This is a genomic window from Enterobacter sp. FB (assembly GCF_000805795.1).
GTDB lineage: Bacteria > Pseudomonadota > Gammaproteobacteria > Enterobacterales > Enterobacteriaceae > Enterobacter > Enterobacter roggenkampii.
Map to the genome: position 1 here is coordinate 53,037 of NZ_JSZC01000006.1, position 16,633 is coordinate 69,669.

Consider the following 16,633-nt stretch of genomic DNA (forward strand, 5'->3'; position numbering starts at 1 on the left):
TGAATCACATTTAAGGGTCGATCTTTGACCTCAACTTCTCTATAATCTTGCGACCCCACGTTACGAGAAGGTTTTTTTCCCGAAACTTTCTATGTGTCGGCATGTGCTATTCGAAGGGGTAGGTTTGCCGGACTTTGTCGTGTGAACCTCAACTGACTAAACGTTTGGGTGTTCACCAACGTGTAACTTATTATTTGGGTAAGCTTTTAATGAAAACTTTTACAGCTAAACCAGAAACCGTACAGCGCGACTGGTATGTTGTTGACGCGACCGGTAAAACTCTGGGCCGTCTGGCTACTGAACTGGCTCGTCGCCTGCGCGGTAAGCACAAAGCGGAATACACTCCGCACGTTGATACCGGTGATTACATCATCGTTCTGAACGCTGACAAAGTTGCTGTTACCGGCAACAAGCGTACTGACAAAATGTACTACCACCACACCGGCCACATCGGTGGTATCAAAGAAGCGACCTTTGAAGAGATGATTGCCCGCCGTCCTGAGCGTGTGATTGAAATCGCGGTTAAAGGCATGCTGCCAAAAGGCCCGCTGGGTCGTGCTATGTTCCGTAAACTGAAAGTTTACGCAGGCAACGAGCACAACCACGCGGCACAGCAACCGCAAGTTCTTGACATCTAATCGGGATTATAGGCAATGGCTGAAAATCAATACTACGGCACTGGTCGCCGCAAAAGTTCCGCAGCTCGCGTTTTCATCAAACCGGGCAGTGGTAAAATCGTAATCAACCAGCGTTCTCTGGAACAGTACTTCGGTCGCGAAACTGCCCGCATGGTAGTTCGCCAGCCGCTGGAACTGGTTGATATGGTAGAAAAACTGGATCTGTACATCACCGTTAAAGGTGGTGGTATCTCCGGTCAGGCAGGTGCGATCCGTCACGGTATCACCCGCGCTCTGATGGAGTACGACGAATCCCTGCGTTCTGAACTGCGTAAAGCTGGCTTCGTTACTCGTGACGCGCGTCAGGTTGAACGTAAGAAAGTGGGTCTGCGTAAAGCACGTCGTCGTCCACAGTTCTCCAAACGTTAATCCATTCTGCTTACGCAGAACGATTGGCGAAAAACCCGCTTCGGCGGGTTTTTTTATGGATAATGCGCAGGTTATCCACAATATCCATGCATATATCTTCTCTTTTTCCACATTTCCAGAATCCCCTCACCACAAAGCCATCAAAATCTGGTAAACTATCATCCAATTTTCTGCCCAAATATCGGTGAATACTCGATTTTTGTTCGATTCTTGAACAATGTGTCTTCTCTGGGATGGGCGATACAACATCTGGCTGGCCCCTGTTGGGCTGGTAGCAGTAAAAATTCTGAATATACCTGGAGGTTTTCATGGCTGTCGCTGCCAACAAACGTTCGGTAATGACGCTGTTTTCTGGTCCTACTGACATTTATAGCCATCAGGTTCGTATCGTGCTGGCCGAGAAGGGTGTCAGTTTTGAGATCGAGCATGTGGAAAAGGATAACCCGCCTCAGGATCTGATCGATCTCAACCCGAGCCAAAGCGTACCGACGCTGGTGGATCGCGAGCTGACCCTGTGGGAATCCCGTATCATTATGGAATACCTGGATGAGCGTTTCCCGCATCCGCCGCTGATGCCTGTTTACCCTGTTGCGCGTGGTGAAAGCCGCCTGTACATGCAGCGTATCGAGAAAGACTGGTATTCGCTGATGAACGTGATTACCAGCGGATCCGCTGCGGAAGCCGACGCTGCGCGTAAGCAACTGCGTGAAGAGCTGCTGGCAATCGCCCCGGTGTTTGGTCAGAAACCGTTCTTCCTGAGCGATGAATTCAGCCTGGTGGATTGCTACCTGGCACCGCTGCTGTGGCGTCTGCCAATCCTGGGCGTAGAGTTCAGCGGTCCTGGCGCGAAAGAGCTGAAGGGCTACATGACTCGCGTCTTTGAGCGCGACTCTTTCCTGGCATCTTTAACTGAACCGGAACGTGAAATGCGTCTCGGCCGAGGCTAATGACTGTGGAAATGTCACAACTTACCCCACGCCGTCCGTATCTGCTGCGCGCCTTCTATGAATGGCTGCTGGATAACCAGCTCACGCCGCACCTGGTTGTGGATGTGACGTTGCCGGGCGTGCTGGTTCCAATGGAATACGCACGTGACGGACAGATTGTACTGAACATCGCCCCGCGCGCGGTGGGTAACCTGGAGCTGGCAAACGATGAGGTGCGCTTCAACGCGCGTTTCGGCGGCGTACCGCGCCAGGTTTCCGTACCGCTGGCTGCTGTGCTGGCTATCTACGCGCGTGAAAACGGTGCGGGTACCATGTTCGAGCCGGAAGCGGCATATGATGAAGACGTTGCCAGCCTGAATGATGACAATGCATCTGATGAGCGTGAAAGCGACACGGTGATGTCAATTATCGATGGCGACAAACCCGATCATCAAGATGACAATGACCCTGATGACGATCCGCCTCCGCGCGGTGGTCGTCCAGCGCTACGCGTTGTGAAATAAATCCGCTTGCGCCGTTTGTAAAAAGCCAGTGATATCACTGGCTTTTTTTATTTCTGTATCAATCTACCGTTGTAATATTTTTAAATAAGCATTGTTTATATCTCTTGTTTCTTCATTGCTTGATTAATAATTAAATAGATTTATAAATCCCATGAATAAATGAGGTGTGAACTAATATCAAAACGATGAGAAAAGTAAAGAGGGATTCTGAGTAATATTATTTTTTTGATGTTGATCTCTTTTTTGATTGGGTAATATCTTAATAAAATAAGGAAAAAATCATTTTGTGGTTATCCTTAATAGAATAGTTAATTTTGCTAAATTGCATGTATTTATAAAAACAATACTATGTGCACATGCTGACAAGCATGACGACAATCAGTAACTGGTAAAGGTATTTATCATTACTGGGTTAAATATTGCAATTACTCATATGTTAAGGATTAACAAGTGAAAAAAGTTTTACTCGCTACTGCGCTTTCTCTGTGTGTGACTTCAGCATTTGCTGCAGACCCTTCAGCTGTACTGAAGGTTAAAGGTACGCTGACGAATGCAGCATGTACGCCAGTATTAAGCAACGGCGGTACTGTTGACTACGGTACAATTAATTTGGGCAGTCTGAACGCTTCTGCTGTCAACCAGTTGGGACAGAAGAATATCGATCTGACCATTAACTGCACCGCAGCAACAAAAGTGTCCTGGAATATGGTTGACGATCGCGCTGATACTAACGCGGGTCTGACCGTAGAAAACGGTATGTTTGGTGGTGGTATTATTAAAGGCGCTAGCCAAACTTACGGTGTGGGCAAAACCGCGGGTGGCGTTAACATTGGCTCTTACGCTCTGCTAGTTAAAGTAGACAGCGTAACGGCTGATGGTGCTGCGGTAGATCCAATCTATCAGCAGAACGCGACGGGTACCTGGACCAAATCCACCAACGGTTCTTCTCAGGGCAGCCATATTCGTGACTTCACCGTTGCGTCTGCAGGTTCTCTGGATCCGCTGGCCTTCCAGACCGCGACCTTCCCGCTGGCAACTTCACTGGCTCTTCAGGACACCACAACTCTGGCGATTACGGACGATACTCAGCTTGACGGTCAGTTGACCATCAGCCTGCGTTATCTGTAAGACTTTATTGAGTAAAAGTAATTTTAAAATAATCCAGAGAGTGAATGTTCTGCATTTACTCTCTTTTTAACAGCACGATAAACATGGAATGTTCTGTTGGGCTATCAAGGAGATAATATTATGCAATGCATAAGGTCGAATATATTTAAAACACTTTTTACTGTCGCTTTATTTTCCGCCAATTTTGCGGTGCATGCAGAAGGTATGGTGCCAGAAACCAGCCTGCTAATTATTGATGAAGCCACACACAGCGGTACCATTAACGTAAAAAATACGGATTCACACCCATCCTTATTATATACGAACGTTGTAGACCTGCCGGACGACCAGGGGCTTAAGTTGATCGTCACGCAGCCTGTGGTTCGCCTTGAGCCGGGCCAAACGCAGCAGCTTCGTTTTATTTTGCAAAGCAAGCAGCCGCTGGATGTTGAGCATTTAAAACGCGTCACATTTGACGGTATTCCACCAAAAAATGACGATAAAAAAATTAAAATTGGCATTAATATTCGCCAGGATATTCCAGTGCTAATACGCCCGGCTACGCTGGGGGTCGTGACGGATGCGTGGAAATACCTCAAATGGTCTACGATCGGATCTTCTGTAAAAGTAACCAACCCAAGTAAGTACGTTGTTCGTCTGGCACAAAAAGTCGTATTACAACCTTCAGGCGCAAACGCCACGCTTTCCAAAACTTACCTTCTGCCAGGTGAGACGATGACGGCTGCGTTGAACAAAACGAGCAGCGGTGATAGCCACGTTAAGTTTTTCCCGGCCAGCCGTTATGGCATTGAAGTGCCGAGTTTTACCTCAGAATTAAATAAATAATATAGGGATCAAACGGTGAATAAAAAAAGCCGTATTGCACTTTGTGTCCGCGCAGTTCTCTGCGGCACCTTGCCTCTGATGATGTTTGACTCCGCCTCCGTACTCGCAAGGGAAGTGACGTTTGATACGGGGGTAATGAAAACGCTGGGGTTATCGAGCGACTTGAACCATTATTTCGCTGAAGCACCGCGTTTTCTGCCCGGAACCCATTCCGTGAACGTTAAAGTGAATGGTGAAGATCGCGGAATGGCCGCCGTCCGTTTCAATAAGGACGGCGTGCTGTGTTTTGATAACGATCTGCTTGATTTCGCAGGCCTCATGCCAGTCCCCCTGAAGGCAGGCGAGGCGTGCCACAACATCCGCGACGACTACCCGAAAGCGGTAATCAACGCGTTGCCAAACCAGGAAGCCGTTGAGTTGTATCTGCCGCCTGAAGCGGTAAACAGCCTGTCGTCGGATATCCGAAACTTCCAGCACGGCGGTGCCGCCGGGATGCTCAACTATTCGCTTTTCAGCACCCGTAACGAATATGGCGGTAGCGACAAAACCCGCTATTCGCAGGCCAATCTGGAAGCGGGTTTTAACGCATTTGACTGGTCGCTTCGCAGTAATTACATCCTGACGGATGACAATGGCAAGAAAAATGCCGAAAGCATTTACACCTACGCAGAGCATGTTTTTGTCCCGCAGAAGTTAACCATGCAGGTCGGTGAAATTAATGCCATGTCTAATGTGCTGAGCGGCATACCCATTACCGGTATCCAGCTTATGCCGACTAGCGGGCTGACAAAAGACGGCAGCGGCGTCAGCGTGTCAGGCATTGCCCGTTCCTCCCAGGCTCGCGTGGAGATTCGCCAGAACAATCAGCTGATCTTCAGTACGCTCGTGCCCGCGGGACCATTTACGCTGGATGACGTGCCGGTTGCGCGTAACAACGTCGATTTAGACGTTTCCGTCGTAGAGTCGGACGGCTCCACGAATCACTTTATTGTTCCTGCTGCCGCTGTGAAGCAGCGAAATCTTTCTCGCCCGCAGGGGCTTACCGTGTCTGCCGGTCAGGTGCGCAGTATCGATAGCGACTACAGCGATCCGCTGGTGATGAACGTTTCCGACGGCTGGCGCATTTTCCCGTGGATGAACCTTCTGGCCTCCGGTACTGCCGCTCAAGATTACCAGGCAGCTGGCGGTCGTACCGATTTTCTTATCAGCGATCTTTGGTCTGTTTCCACGACGGTTGCGGCAAGCAAAGAGTCGTTTGGTGACAGCAACAGTGGACTTAAAACCGAGCTAGGAAGCGATCTTACGCTTTCCTCCCATGTATCGCTTTCCACCAGCGCGACGCACTACAGCGGCGGCTACCGTGAGATGGCAGAAGCGATGGACGATGACTATCAGGGGTACGATAACGCCTACTCCGGCAGCATACGTTTCTCATCCGGTCTGGCAGGCGTTTTCTCAGCAGGCTTCAACTATAACCAGAGCAGCGGGAACTCTGAGGATTCCCGCTATCTGCTTCTGTCGTGGGGTAAGACATTTAAATATGCCAGCGTTACCGCCAACTGGCAAAGCGCTGTGGGCAACGTCGATGACGACCAGGATGATGAAATGCTGTACATCAACGTCAGCATTCCGCTGAGTCCGGGGCAGTCTGTCAGCACTTACATGCGCAAACAGGGCGACAATACCACTTACGGTGTGGCCAACAGCGGTTCGCTGGGCGAAAACACACACTACTATATCGCCGCCGATCGTGACCAGTCGTCCAGCGATAATAGCTTCAACGGTAACCTTAACACCAACCTGCATTACACCCAGCTGAGCGTGGGTGGTGGCAGCAACGGTGATCACCAGCGTAACTATAACGCCACCCTGGCGGGCGGCATCGCTATGCACAAAAATGGCGTGACGTTCTCGCCGTATGCGATTCGCGATACCTTTGCGATTGCCAGACTGAGCGAGAAGAAAAGCGGGGTAGAAATCGCTACGCCACAGGGTACGGTCTGGACCGATGCCTGGGGACAGGCGGTTGTACCTTCGCTAAACGAGTGGCGCAATTCGCGTATAGAAGTGGATGCCAACAAGCTGCCGCAGAATATGACGCTGGCAAACGGCACCCGATATATCGCCGCAGGTCACGCTTCAGTCAGCGAGCTTGACTTCAAGGTGCTGAACAGCCGACGTGTGATGCTGCGTATGAAGCAAACCGATGGTCAGCCGCTGAGAAAAGGGCTGGCAATCGTGGATGAGAAGGGCAACTACATTGTGACGGTCGTTGATGATGGTCATGTCTTTATCAACGATGCGGATCAGTTACCGGCGCTGTACGCCATGGACGCCAACAACAATCGTTTGTGCAAACTCGATTTCGCTCTTCCTGAGAAACGCGATGAAGACGCCTTCTATGAAGAAGTAAACGGAGTATGCCGATGAATTATCAACAAACAGTAGGATTAACAGCGCTGGGGATACTTTTCTTCGTGGCGACTGCAAATGCGGAAGATTGCCAAATATCGCTTTCGCAGCCGGTGGTGGATTACCATGAAATGCGTCGAGATAATATCGATAAAACCCAGCAGAACTGGCACAAAATGGCGGACCGTACCCTCAACGTTAATGTTTACTGCCCGCAGCCGCAGCAAATGGCGGTGTTGTTACAGGGGACGGCAGGCGATAAAGGGCGCTTCACATTCGGCCAGTCTGGCGGGATGGCGGTTAAAATCGATGATATGACCATCGACGGTAAAAATTACACCGTCGGCAAAACGGTCGATCAGCTCGGTTTTACTCCGCAAAGCGGCACGCCTTCGCCGTTTTATGTGCGTAATAATGAAGCGGTTATTGCGGTTGATAATAATCAGGTGCCTTCAGGCCAGCAGATGAATTTCCGGGTCACGCTATCACCTGTGCTGGATGACAATGCGTTTAGCCGCATCACCGATCAAACCGTACTGGAAAGTGACTTAACCTGGACTCTGCTGACGAGGTAGCATTTCGGGGAGTAAAAAATAGCTCTTCATTATTTCTATCGCCAATGAAATGCCTGTTTTTTTCTTGCAGCTGACTCAAGCATTGATAGGCTGGCAACCTTCATGCTGAAATATCTGAAATTTTTTTGATTACGCTGTAGGTAACAAAGGGAATAAACCGGAAGGTTTATTCCCTTTTTTCTTACACTTCCAGGTAGTTCAGTATCCCGTCAGCCGCTTTGCGCCCTTCGGCAATCGCCGTCACCACCAGGTCGGAACCGCGAACGATATCGCCACCGGCGAAGATTTTCGGGTTGCTGGTCTGGAAGGCATTATCGCTGCCTTCTGGCGCAATAATACGGCCCTGCGAGTCCAGCTCAACGCTGTGCTTCGCCAGCCATTCCATGCTGTGAGGGCGGAAACCGAACGCCATCACCACGGCGTCGGCCGGGATCACGTGTTCAGAACCGGCCACGATCTCGGCGCGACGACGGCCTTTTGCATCCGGTGCGCCCATCTCAGTGCGCGCCATCTTCACGCCGCTCACTTTACCGTTGGCATTCACTTCAATACCCAGAGGCTGGATGTTGAACTGGAATTCTACGCCCTCTTCACGCGCGTTTTTCACTTCGCGCTTAGAGCCCGGCATGTTCTCTTCGTCACGACGGTAGGCGCAGATCACGTGCGCCGCATTCTGACGAATGGAGGTACGCACGCAGTCCATCGCGGTATCACCGCCGCCCAGCACCACCACGCGTTTGCCTTCCATGCTGACGAACGGCTCATCGGCGGTTTCACCATAACCCATAATCTGCCTGGTGTTGGCAATCAGGAACGGCAGCGCGTCATAAACGCCCGGCGCGTCTTCGTTTTCCAGACCACCGCGCATGGACTGATAAGTACCCACGCCCAGGAACACGGCGTCGTAATCCTTCAGCAGATCGTCGAGCTGTACGTCGCGGCCCACTTCTGTGTTCAGTTTGAACTCAATGCCCATGCCGGTGAAGATTTCACGGCGACGGGTCATGACCTCTTTTTCCAGCTTAAAGGCCGGGATACCAAAGGTCAGCAGGCCACCAATCTCCGGATGGCGGTCAAAGACCACCGCCTTCACGCCGTTGCGGGTCAGCACGTCCGCACAGGCCAGGCCCGCCGGGCCCGCGCCGATGATCGCCACGCGCTTGTCGGTTTGCTTCACGCCGGTCATGTCCGGACGCCAGCCCATCTCGAACGCTTTATCGTTGATATAGCGCTCGATGTTGCCGATGGTCACCGCGCCAAACTCGTCGTTCAGCGTACAGGAACCTTCGCACAGACGATCCTGAGGACACACGCGGCCGCACACTTCCGGCAGGGTGTTGGTCTGGTGAGAGAGTTCGGCGGCTTCAAAAATACGTCCTTCGTTGGCCAGCTTCAGCCAGTTCGGGATGTAGTTGTGTACCGGACATTTCCATTCGCAGTAAGGGTTACCGCAGGACAGGCAGCGGTCTGCCTGTGCTTTGGCCTGTCCTTCTGAAAACGGCTCGTAGATTTCAACAAATTCAATTTTGCGGATCTTCAGCGGTTTCTTTGGCGGATCAACACGCTGCAGGTCGATAAACTGGTATACGTTCTGGCTCATCTGAATTCCTTACTGCGCCTGCACGCGCAGCTCTGCTGCGCTACGACTACGGTGACCCAACAGGGCTTTAACATCGCTGGACTTCGGCTTAACCAGCGCGAATTTCGCAGAGAACGCCGGCCAGTTCGCCAGGATCTCTTCGCCGCGCGAAGAACCGGTATGCTGCACGTGTTCGGTAATCAAACCGCGCAGGTGTTCTTCGTGAATGGCCAGCGTGTCAACGTCCAGCACTTCTACCAGTTCAGGGTTCACGCGTTTACGGAACTCACCGTCTTCATCCAGGACGTAGGCAAAACCGCCCGTCATGCCTGCGCCGAAGTTCACGCCGGTTTTACCCAGAACGCAAACAATCCCGCCCGTCATGTATTCACAACCGTTATCGCCAATGCCTTCCACCACGGTGATAGCACCGGAGTTACGCACCGCAAAACGCTCGCCCGCACGGCCCGCGGCAAACAGACGACCGCCGGTTGCGCCGTACAGGCAGGTGTTACCGATAATGCTGGCTTCATGGCTGCGGAAGGCTGAGCCGACCGGAGGACGTACCGCCAGAAGACCGCCCGCCATGCCTTTACCGACGTAGTCGTTGGCATCGCCGGTCAGGTACAGCTCAACGCCGCCTGCGTTCCACACGCCGAAGCTCTGACCCGCAGTACCGCTGAAGTGTGCGGTAATCGGATCGGCTGCCAGCCCCTGGTCACCGTGCGTCTGTGCAATGTAGCCGGAGAGGGAGGCACCCACGGAACGGTCGGTGTTGCGGATATCAAACCAGAACGTTTTGCTCTGCTTCTCGTCCACATACGGTTTCGCCTGCTGCAGCAGCTGCGCGTTCAGCACGCCGTTGTCGAACGGCGGGTTGTTCTCGGTGCAGTAGACCGCTTTGCCAGGATGCGGCTGCGCGGTTTCCAGCAGCTTAGACAGCTCCAGCTTCTGCTGCTTGGCGGTGAAGCCTTCCAGCTCTTTCAGCAGGTCGGTACGGCCAATCAGGTCCACCAGACGCTTCACGCCCAGCTGCGCCATCAGCTCGCGGGTTTCACGGGCGATGAACTCAAAGTAGTTGGTCACTTTGAACGGCAGGCCGTGGTAGTGGTTCTTACGCAGCTTCTCGTCCTGGGTTGCAACGCCGGTTGCGCAGTTGTTCAGGTGGCAAATACGCAGGTATTTACAGCCGAGCGCAACCATTGGGCCGGTACCGAAGCCAAAGCTTTCCGCACCCAGAATCGCCGCCTTGATGATGTCGAGGCCGGTTTTCAGGCCACCGTCCACCTGCAGACGGATCTTGTGACGCAGACCGTTAGCGACCAGCGCCTGCTGGGTTTCCACCAGGCCAAGTTCCCACGGGCAGCCCGCATATTTCACGGAGGAGAGCGGGCTTGCGCCGGTACCGCCGTCATAACCGGCGATGGTGATAAGGTCCGCATAGGCCTTCGCCACGCCGGTGGCAATGGTGCCGACGCCCGGTTCGGAAACCAGCTTCACGGAGATCATCGCTTTCGGGTTGACCTGCTTCAGGTCGAAAATCAGCTGCGCCAGATCCTCGATAGAGTAGATATCGTGGTGCGGCGGCGGGGAGATCAGCGTCACGCCCGGTACCGAGTAGCGCAGTTTGGCGATGTACGGGGTAACTTTATCACCCGGCAGCTGACCGCCTTCGCCCGGTTTCGCACCCTGAGCGACTTTAATCTGAATCACGTCGGCGTTGACCAGGTACGCTGGCGTCACGCCAAAGCGGCCGGATGCCACCTGCTTGATACGGGACACCTTGTTGGTGCCGTAACGGGCAGGATCTTCACCGCCTTCGCCGGAGTTAGAGTTGCCACCGATGCTGTTCATGGCTTCCGCCAGCGCCTCGTGGGCTTCCGGGCTCAGCGCGCCGATGGACATCGCCGCGGTATCGAAGCGTTTGAACAGTTCGGATGCCGGTTCGACTTCGTCAATGCTGACCGCTTCATCACCCGGATTCAGGGCAATGAGGTCGCGCAGCGTCGCCGCCGGACGGTTGTTCACCAGCTCAGCGTACTGCTGATAATCACGGTATTCGCCGCTCTGAACCGCCTGCTGCAGCGTGCGCACCACGTCAGGGTTGTAGGCATGATACTCGCCGCCGTGAACGTATTTCAGCAGACCGCCCTGATCCAGCGGCTTACGTGCCAGCCAGGCGCGCTTGGACAGGTTCACCAGATCCTGCTGGAAGTCAGCAAAACCGGCGCCGCCGATGCGGCTGACCACGCCCTGGAAGCAAAGGTTGGCGACCTCATCGTGCAGGCCGACCGCTTCAAACAGCTTCGAGCAGCGGTAGGAGGCAATGGTCGAGATGCCCATTTTGGACATGATCTTGTACAGACCTTTGTTGATGCCGTTACGGTAGTTCAGCATCACCGCGCGGTAATCTTTGTCGATCGCGCGGGTATCCACCAGACGGGCCAGCGTTTCATAGGCCAGGTACGGGTAGATCGCCGTCGCGCCAAAGCCTAACAGCACGGCAAAGTGGTGCGGGTCGCGCGCGCTGGCGGTTTCAACAATGATGTTGGCGTCGCAGCGCAGGCTCTTATCCACCAGACGCGTCTGGATAGCGCCCACCGCCATTGGTGCAGGCACCGGCAGACGGTTTTTCGCGATGTTGCGGTCGGACAATACCAGCAGCACGGTACCGTTACGCACCATCTGTTCGGCTTTGTCGCACAGCGCATTCACCGTATCTTCGAGGCTCGCGTCGTTCACGTCGAAGGTAATATCGAGCGTGTCGGCGCGATAGTGCTCCTCTTTCATGGTGGTGAGCTGTTTGAAATCGGAGTACAGCAGGATCGGCGATTTAAAGGTCAGACGGTGCGCCTGGCCTTCGGCCTCGCAGAAGACGTTCATCTCGCGACCGATGCTGGTGGCCAGCGACATCACGTGGGCTTCACGCAGCGGATCGATTGGCGGGTTAGTGACCTGCGCAAACTGCTGGCGGAAGTAGTCGTAAATGATGCGCGGCTGGCTGGAGAGCACGGCAAACGGGGTATCGTCACCCATCGAGCCGACCGCTTCCTGGCCGTTCTCACCGAGCACGCGGATGACGGAGTCCAGCTCTTCCGCGCTGTAGTTAAACTGCTTCTGGTAGCTCGCGAGGGTGTCATCGTCCAGCTCGCGGCTGCCCACTTCTTCATCCGACAGATCTTCAAACGGCACCAGACGACGCACGTTTTTCTCCATCCACTCTTTGTACGGATGGCGGCTCTTCAGATCGTTGTCGGTTTCGGCGGAGTGCAGGATGCGTCCACTGCGGGTGTCGATCACCATCAGCTCGCCCGGACCGACGCGGCCTTTCTCGACCACTTCGTCAGGCTGGTAATCCCAGATGCCGACTTCAGAGGCGCAGGTGATGAGCTTGTCTTTGGTGATGACGTAGCGCGCCGGACGCAGGCCGTTACGGTCCAGGTTACAGGCAGCGAAACGACCGTCGGACATGACGATGCCCGCCGGGCCGTCCCACGGCTCCATGTGCATGGAGTTAAAGTCGAAGAACGCGCGCAGCTCAGGGTCCATATCCGGGTTGTTCTGCCAGGCCGGCGGCACGAGCAGACGCATGGCGCGCACGATATCCATCCCGCCCGCCAGCAGCAGTTCCAGCATGTTATCCATCGAGCTGGAGTCCGAGCCGGTTTCGTTCACGAACGGCGCGGCATCGTGCAGGTCAGGGATCAGTGGCGTCTGGAACTTGTAGGTACGGGCGCGGGCCCACTGGCGGTTACCGGTGATGGTGTTGATCTCGCCGTTATGCGCCAGGTAGCGGAACGGCTGCGCCAGCGGCCAGCGTGGAACGGTGTTGGTGGAGAAGCGCTGGTGGAACAGGCAAATGGCCGATTCCAGACGCAGGTCCGCCAGGTCCAGGTAGAAGCGCGGCAGGTCAGCCGGCATACACAGACCTTTATAGATGTTTACCAGATTAGAGAGGCTACAGACGTAGAACTCTTTATCGTCCTGGAGACGTTTTTCAATGCGGCGGCGGGCGATAAACAGACGGCGTTCCATATCACGCGGACGCCAGCCCGCAGGCGCGTTGACGAAAATCTGTTCAATACGAGGCAGCGAGGAGAGGGCGATTTCACCGAGCACCCCTTCGTTGGTTGGCACATCGCGCCAGCCGACAATCGACAGGGTTTCACGCTGAAGTTCTTCTTCGACGATGCGGCGTGAGGCGGCAGCCTTTTCAGGATCCTGGTTCAGGAACAGCATGCCGACAGCGTAGTTTTTGGCTAAACGCCAGCCGCGCTCTTCCGCCACGATGCGGAAGAAACGATCCGGTTTTTGCAGCAGCAGGCCGCAACCGTCGCCAGTTTTACCATCGGCAAGGATGGCGCCACGGTGCTGCATACGGGCCAGTGCGTGAATAGCGGTACGCACCACCTTGTGGCTAGGTTCGCCTTCTATGTGGGCGATCAGGCCGAAACCACAGTTATCCTTCTCAAGGGATTTATCGTACAACATATCAGTGAACCTCCCCAGGCTCGTCGGGCTTCCCACTGAACTTTACCGTGGCGCACAGGCACAGAAAGAGCATGGCGACGGGGTTTGCGTTTCATACGCGGACCTCGCATTCGCCCTCTTTTTCATCCTTTCGCGCAGGTAAACAAGTTTGAGGACTTGCTTCAGAGGGAATCTCAATTACTGCATAAATATGATGAGCAGGCCGCTCATCCAGAAAGCTTCCAGCGGATTTCCAACTTATCGGGAATTGGTACACAGGTCAAATGGCAATCTTATTTATACAAAAATGTGCTAAAGAGAGTTTATCTTTTTGTATTTTAAGGTTATTTAACTGGTTTTACATTGAATGAATGCCCTGAAAGAGCGCAGCGGAGTGTGATCTGACTCACTATATGAAAGCGGTATTATCCATGTAGCGTGCTGAATAGCGGTTTTATAGCAGAACAATAATCTGGCATTGGCCGCAAACCCGCATAAACACACTGTTTTTCAGTGATGGCGCTATAAATGAAAAAAACAATCAGAACATAAGGAAAAGTAATCACATGCGGCGTGAATGAAATTGCAGTAATCCTGAGTATTTATTCATATAGATAAAGGCCGTCCAGGGCGATTGATCCAGGTCATCGCCGACAGAGGCTAAAAATGGCAGGCTTGTCCCCTTTCTCCGGGACGGTCTATCAGATTATGCAGTTACAGAAATTAGTCAATATGTTTGGTGGGGATCTTTTGCAGCGCTACGGGCAAAAGGTTCATAAGCTGACGCTGCACGGCGGGTTTAGCTGCCCGAATCGCGACGGCACCATCGGGCGCGGGGGCTGCACCTTCTGTAACGTTGCGTCGTTTGCCGATGAAGCACAGCAACATAACTCTATCGCTGAACAGCTTGCTCATCAGGCCAGCCTGGTGAACCGTGCGAAGCAGTATCTGGCCTATTTTCAGGCTTACACCAGCACGTGGGCGGAGGTGCAGGTATTGCGATCGATGTATCAGCAGGCCGTCAGCCAGGCCAACATCGTTGGGCTGTGCGCGGGAACCCGCCCGGACTGCGTACCGGACGCGGTGCTGGACCTGCTCAGCGAGTACAAAGAACAAGGCTACGAGATCTGGCTGGAGCTGGGCTTGCAAACCGCACATGACAAAACGCTGCACCGTATCAACCGTGGCCATGATTTCGCCTGCTACCAGCGCACCACGCGGCTGGCACGCGAGCGCGGGCTGAAGGTCTGTTCACATCTGATTGTCGGTCTGCCCGGCGAAGGTCAACAGCATGCCCTTGAAACGCTGGAAAAAGTCGTTGAAACCGGCGTGGACGGCATCAAGCTTCATCCGCTGCATATCGTGAAGGGCAGCATTATGGCGAAAGCCTGGGAGGCCGGGCGGTTAAGCGGTATCGAGCTTGAGGACTATACGGTGACGGCGGGGGAGATGATTCGCCACACGCCACCGGAGATTGTCTACCACCGCATCTCGGCCAGCGCCCGCCGTCCAACGCTTCTGGCACCGCTGTGGTGTGAGAACCGCTGGACGGGGATGGTGGAAATTGACCGCTACCTGCAGGAGAACGGCGTACAGGGTTCGGCGCTGGGCCGCCCGTGGGTTCCGCGTCTACCGGCGACGGCCGCCTAACAAACTCCCCAGCATGCCGCGCACGATCTGATTGGTGACCTGTCGCGCGGCGCTTTTCGCCATCGTCTGCACTACGCCGTCGCGTTTGCCGCCGCGCGGCCCGGTGCTGCCGAACAGGATGTCTTTGAGTCCGCCAAGAATGCCGTCATCCACGGCGACAGACTGCCCTTTAGCGGCAGGCGCATCCTGCGATTCCGTTGTCGCCTGGACTCCTTTTTGCAGCATCTCGAACGCGGACTCGCGATCCACCTCGTCTTCATATTTCCCGTAAACCGGAGAGTGGTTAATCAGGCCGTTGCGCTCATCGTCGGTCACCGGCCCCATGCGCGAGCAAGGTGCAATGACCATGGCGCGTTCCACTACGGACGGGCTACCCTTCGCATCGAGGAACGAGATCAGCGCTTCACCGGTGCCCAGCGCCTGAATGGCGGCTTCGGTATCAAAGGCCGGATTGGCGCGCATGGTTTGCGCAGCGGCTTTTACCGCTTTTTGATCTTTCGGCGTGAAGGCGCGCAGGGCGTGCTGTACGCGGTTACCGAGTTGTCCCAGCACGTTATCGGGGATATCCGACGGGTTTTGCGAGACAAACCAGACGCCGACGCCTTTGGAGCGGATCAGGCGGATAACCTGCTCGATCTTGTCCAGCAGCACCTGCGGTGCATCGTTAAACAGCAGGTGCGCTTCATCAAAGAAGAACACCAGCTTCGGCTTCTCAAGGTCGCCCGCCTCTGGCAGCTGTTCGTAAAGTTCAGAGAGCATCCACAGCAGGCTGGCGGCGTAGAGTTTCGGCATCTGGTAGAGCTTTTCGGAGCTCAGGATGTTAATAATCCCTTTTCCGCTGCTGTCGGTGCGCATCCAGTCTTTGATATCCAGCATTGGCTCGCCGAAGAAGTGCTCGGCACCCTGTTGCTCCAGCGTCAGTAGGCCACGCTGAATTGCGCCCACCGAGGCGCTGCTGATGTTGCCGTACTGGTTCTGGAAGGATTTGGCGTTATCGCCGATGTACTGCGTAATGGCGCGCAGATCTTTGAAATCAAGCAGCAGCAACCCCTGGTCATCGGCAATACGGAAGATGATATTCAATACGCCGGACTGCACGTCGTTGAGGTTAAGCAAACGGGCCAGCAGCAAGGGACCGAGATCGGAGACGGTGGCGCGCACCGGGTGGCCTTTTTCACCGAAGATGTCCCATACCACCACCGGGTTACCGTGCGGCGTCCAGTCCGTGATGCCGATATTCTTCAACCGTTCGAGCAGTTTTTCAGAGGCGGTCCCTTCCTGAGCCACACCGGTTAAATCGCCTTTTACGTCAGCCATAAAGACCGGTACGCCAATCTCTGAAAGCGACTCCGCCAGCTTTTGCAGGGTGACGGTTTTCCCCGTCCCGGTCGCGCCGGTGATCAGACCGTGGCGGTTCGCCATCGCGGGCAGTAAATAGAGCTCTTTTTCCAGCGTCCGGGCAATTAACAATGGTGTACTCATGATGCGCTTCCTCTCG

The 16,633-nt window shown here is 54.3% G+C and carries 12 protein-coding genes; 9 read left to right on the forward strand and 3 right to left on the reverse strand.

All coding sequences use genetic code 11. From position 1 onward, the window contains the following. Window positions 1-209: 209 nt before the first annotated feature. The 8 genes from rplM (at window position 210) to PI91_RS02715 (ending at window position 7,436) form a co-directional block, all read left to right on the forward strand. Entirely contained in the window at window positions 210-638 is a 429-nt protein-coding gene (gene rplM, locus PI91_RS02670) for a 50S ribosomal protein L13 (RefSeq protein ID WP_003860434.1), read from the forward strand. Between the two features lie 15 nt (window positions 639-653). Further along, complete coding sequence (gene rpsI / locus PI91_RS02675) at window positions 654-1,046, forward strand: 30S ribosomal protein S9 (RefSeq protein ID WP_003860436.1); 393 nt, start codon at window positions 654-656, stop codon at window positions 1,044-1,046. 308 nt (window positions 1,047-1,354) lie between these two features. Continuing rightward, entirely contained in the window at window positions 1,355-1,993 is a 639-nt protein-coding gene (gene sspA / locus PI91_RS02690; RefSeq protein ID WP_008502830.1) for a stringent starvation protein SspA, read from the forward strand. Between the two features lie 5 nt (window positions 1,994-1,998). Further along, a complete protein-coding gene (gene sspB, locus PI91_RS02695; protein ID WP_025912562.1) occupies window positions 1,999-2,496 on the forward strand; it encodes a ClpXP protease specificity-enhancing factor in 498 nt (165 codons plus the stop codon). Between the two features lie 450 nt (window positions 2,497-2,946). Further along, window positions 2,947-3,624, forward strand: a complete 678-nt coding sequence (locus PI91_RS02700; protein WP_008502828.1) for a DUF1120 domain-containing protein — start codon at window positions 2,947-2,949, stop codon at window positions 3,622-3,624. Between the two features lie 120 nt (window positions 3,625-3,744). Further along, a complete protein-coding gene (locus PI91_RS02705; protein WP_023294677.1) occupies window positions 3,745-4,449 on the forward strand; it encodes a fimbria/pilus chaperone family protein in 705 nt (234 codons plus the stop codon). Window positions 4,450-4,464: 15 nt separating this feature from the next. Continuing rightward, complete coding sequence (locus PI91_RS02710; protein ID WP_039265399.1) at window positions 4,465-6,879, forward strand: fimbrial biogenesis outer membrane usher protein; 2,415 nt, start codon at window positions 4,465-4,467, stop codon at window positions 6,877-6,879. Then, window positions 6,876-7,436 (forward strand): outer membrane protein, encoded by a 561-nt coding sequence (locus tag PI91_RS02715; protein WP_023294675.1) that lies wholly within the window; start codon window positions 6,876-6,878, stop codon window positions 7,434-7,436. The genes PI91_RS02710 and PI91_RS02715 overlap by 4 nt, the downstream gene beginning before the upstream one ends. Window positions 7,437-7,617: 181 nt before the next feature. Here the strand turns inward: PI91_RS02715 and gltD are convergent, their stop codons facing one another. Then, window positions 7,618-9,036: a glutamate synthase subunit GltD gene (gltD, locus tag PI91_RS02720; protein ID WP_039265400.1), complete on the reverse strand. Its 1,419-nt coding sequence runs from the start codon at window positions 9,034-9,036 to the stop codon at window positions 7,618-7,620. A gap of 9 nt (window positions 9,037-9,045) precedes the next feature. Continuing rightward, a complete protein-coding gene (gene gltB / locus PI91_RS02725) occupies window positions 9,046-13,506 on the reverse strand; it encodes a glutamate synthase large subunit (RefSeq protein WP_039265401.1) in 4,461 nt (1,486 codons plus the stop codon). Window positions 13,507-14,193: 687 nt separating this feature from the next. On the opposite strand from gltB, the gene PI91_RS02730 reads away from it, so the two are divergent. Further along, the gene (locus PI91_RS02730) at window positions 14,194-15,135 is read left to right on the forward strand and encodes a TIGR01212 family radical SAM protein (RefSeq protein WP_113771489.1); all 942 of its coding nucleotides are present in this window, start codon (window positions 14,194-14,196) and stop codon (window positions 15,133-15,135) included. Here the strand turns inward: PI91_RS02730 and PI91_RS02735 are convergent. After that, window positions 15,115-16,617 carry a helicase HerA-like C-terminal domain-containing protein gene (locus PI91_RS02735; protein WP_008502820.1) on the reverse strand — a complete coding sequence of 501 codons (1,503 nt, stop codon included), beginning with the start codon at window positions 16,615-16,617 and terminating at the stop codon, window positions 15,115-15,117. The genes PI91_RS02730 and PI91_RS02735 overlap by 21 nt on opposite strands. Between the last annotated feature and the right edge of the window lie 16 nt (window positions 16,618-16,633).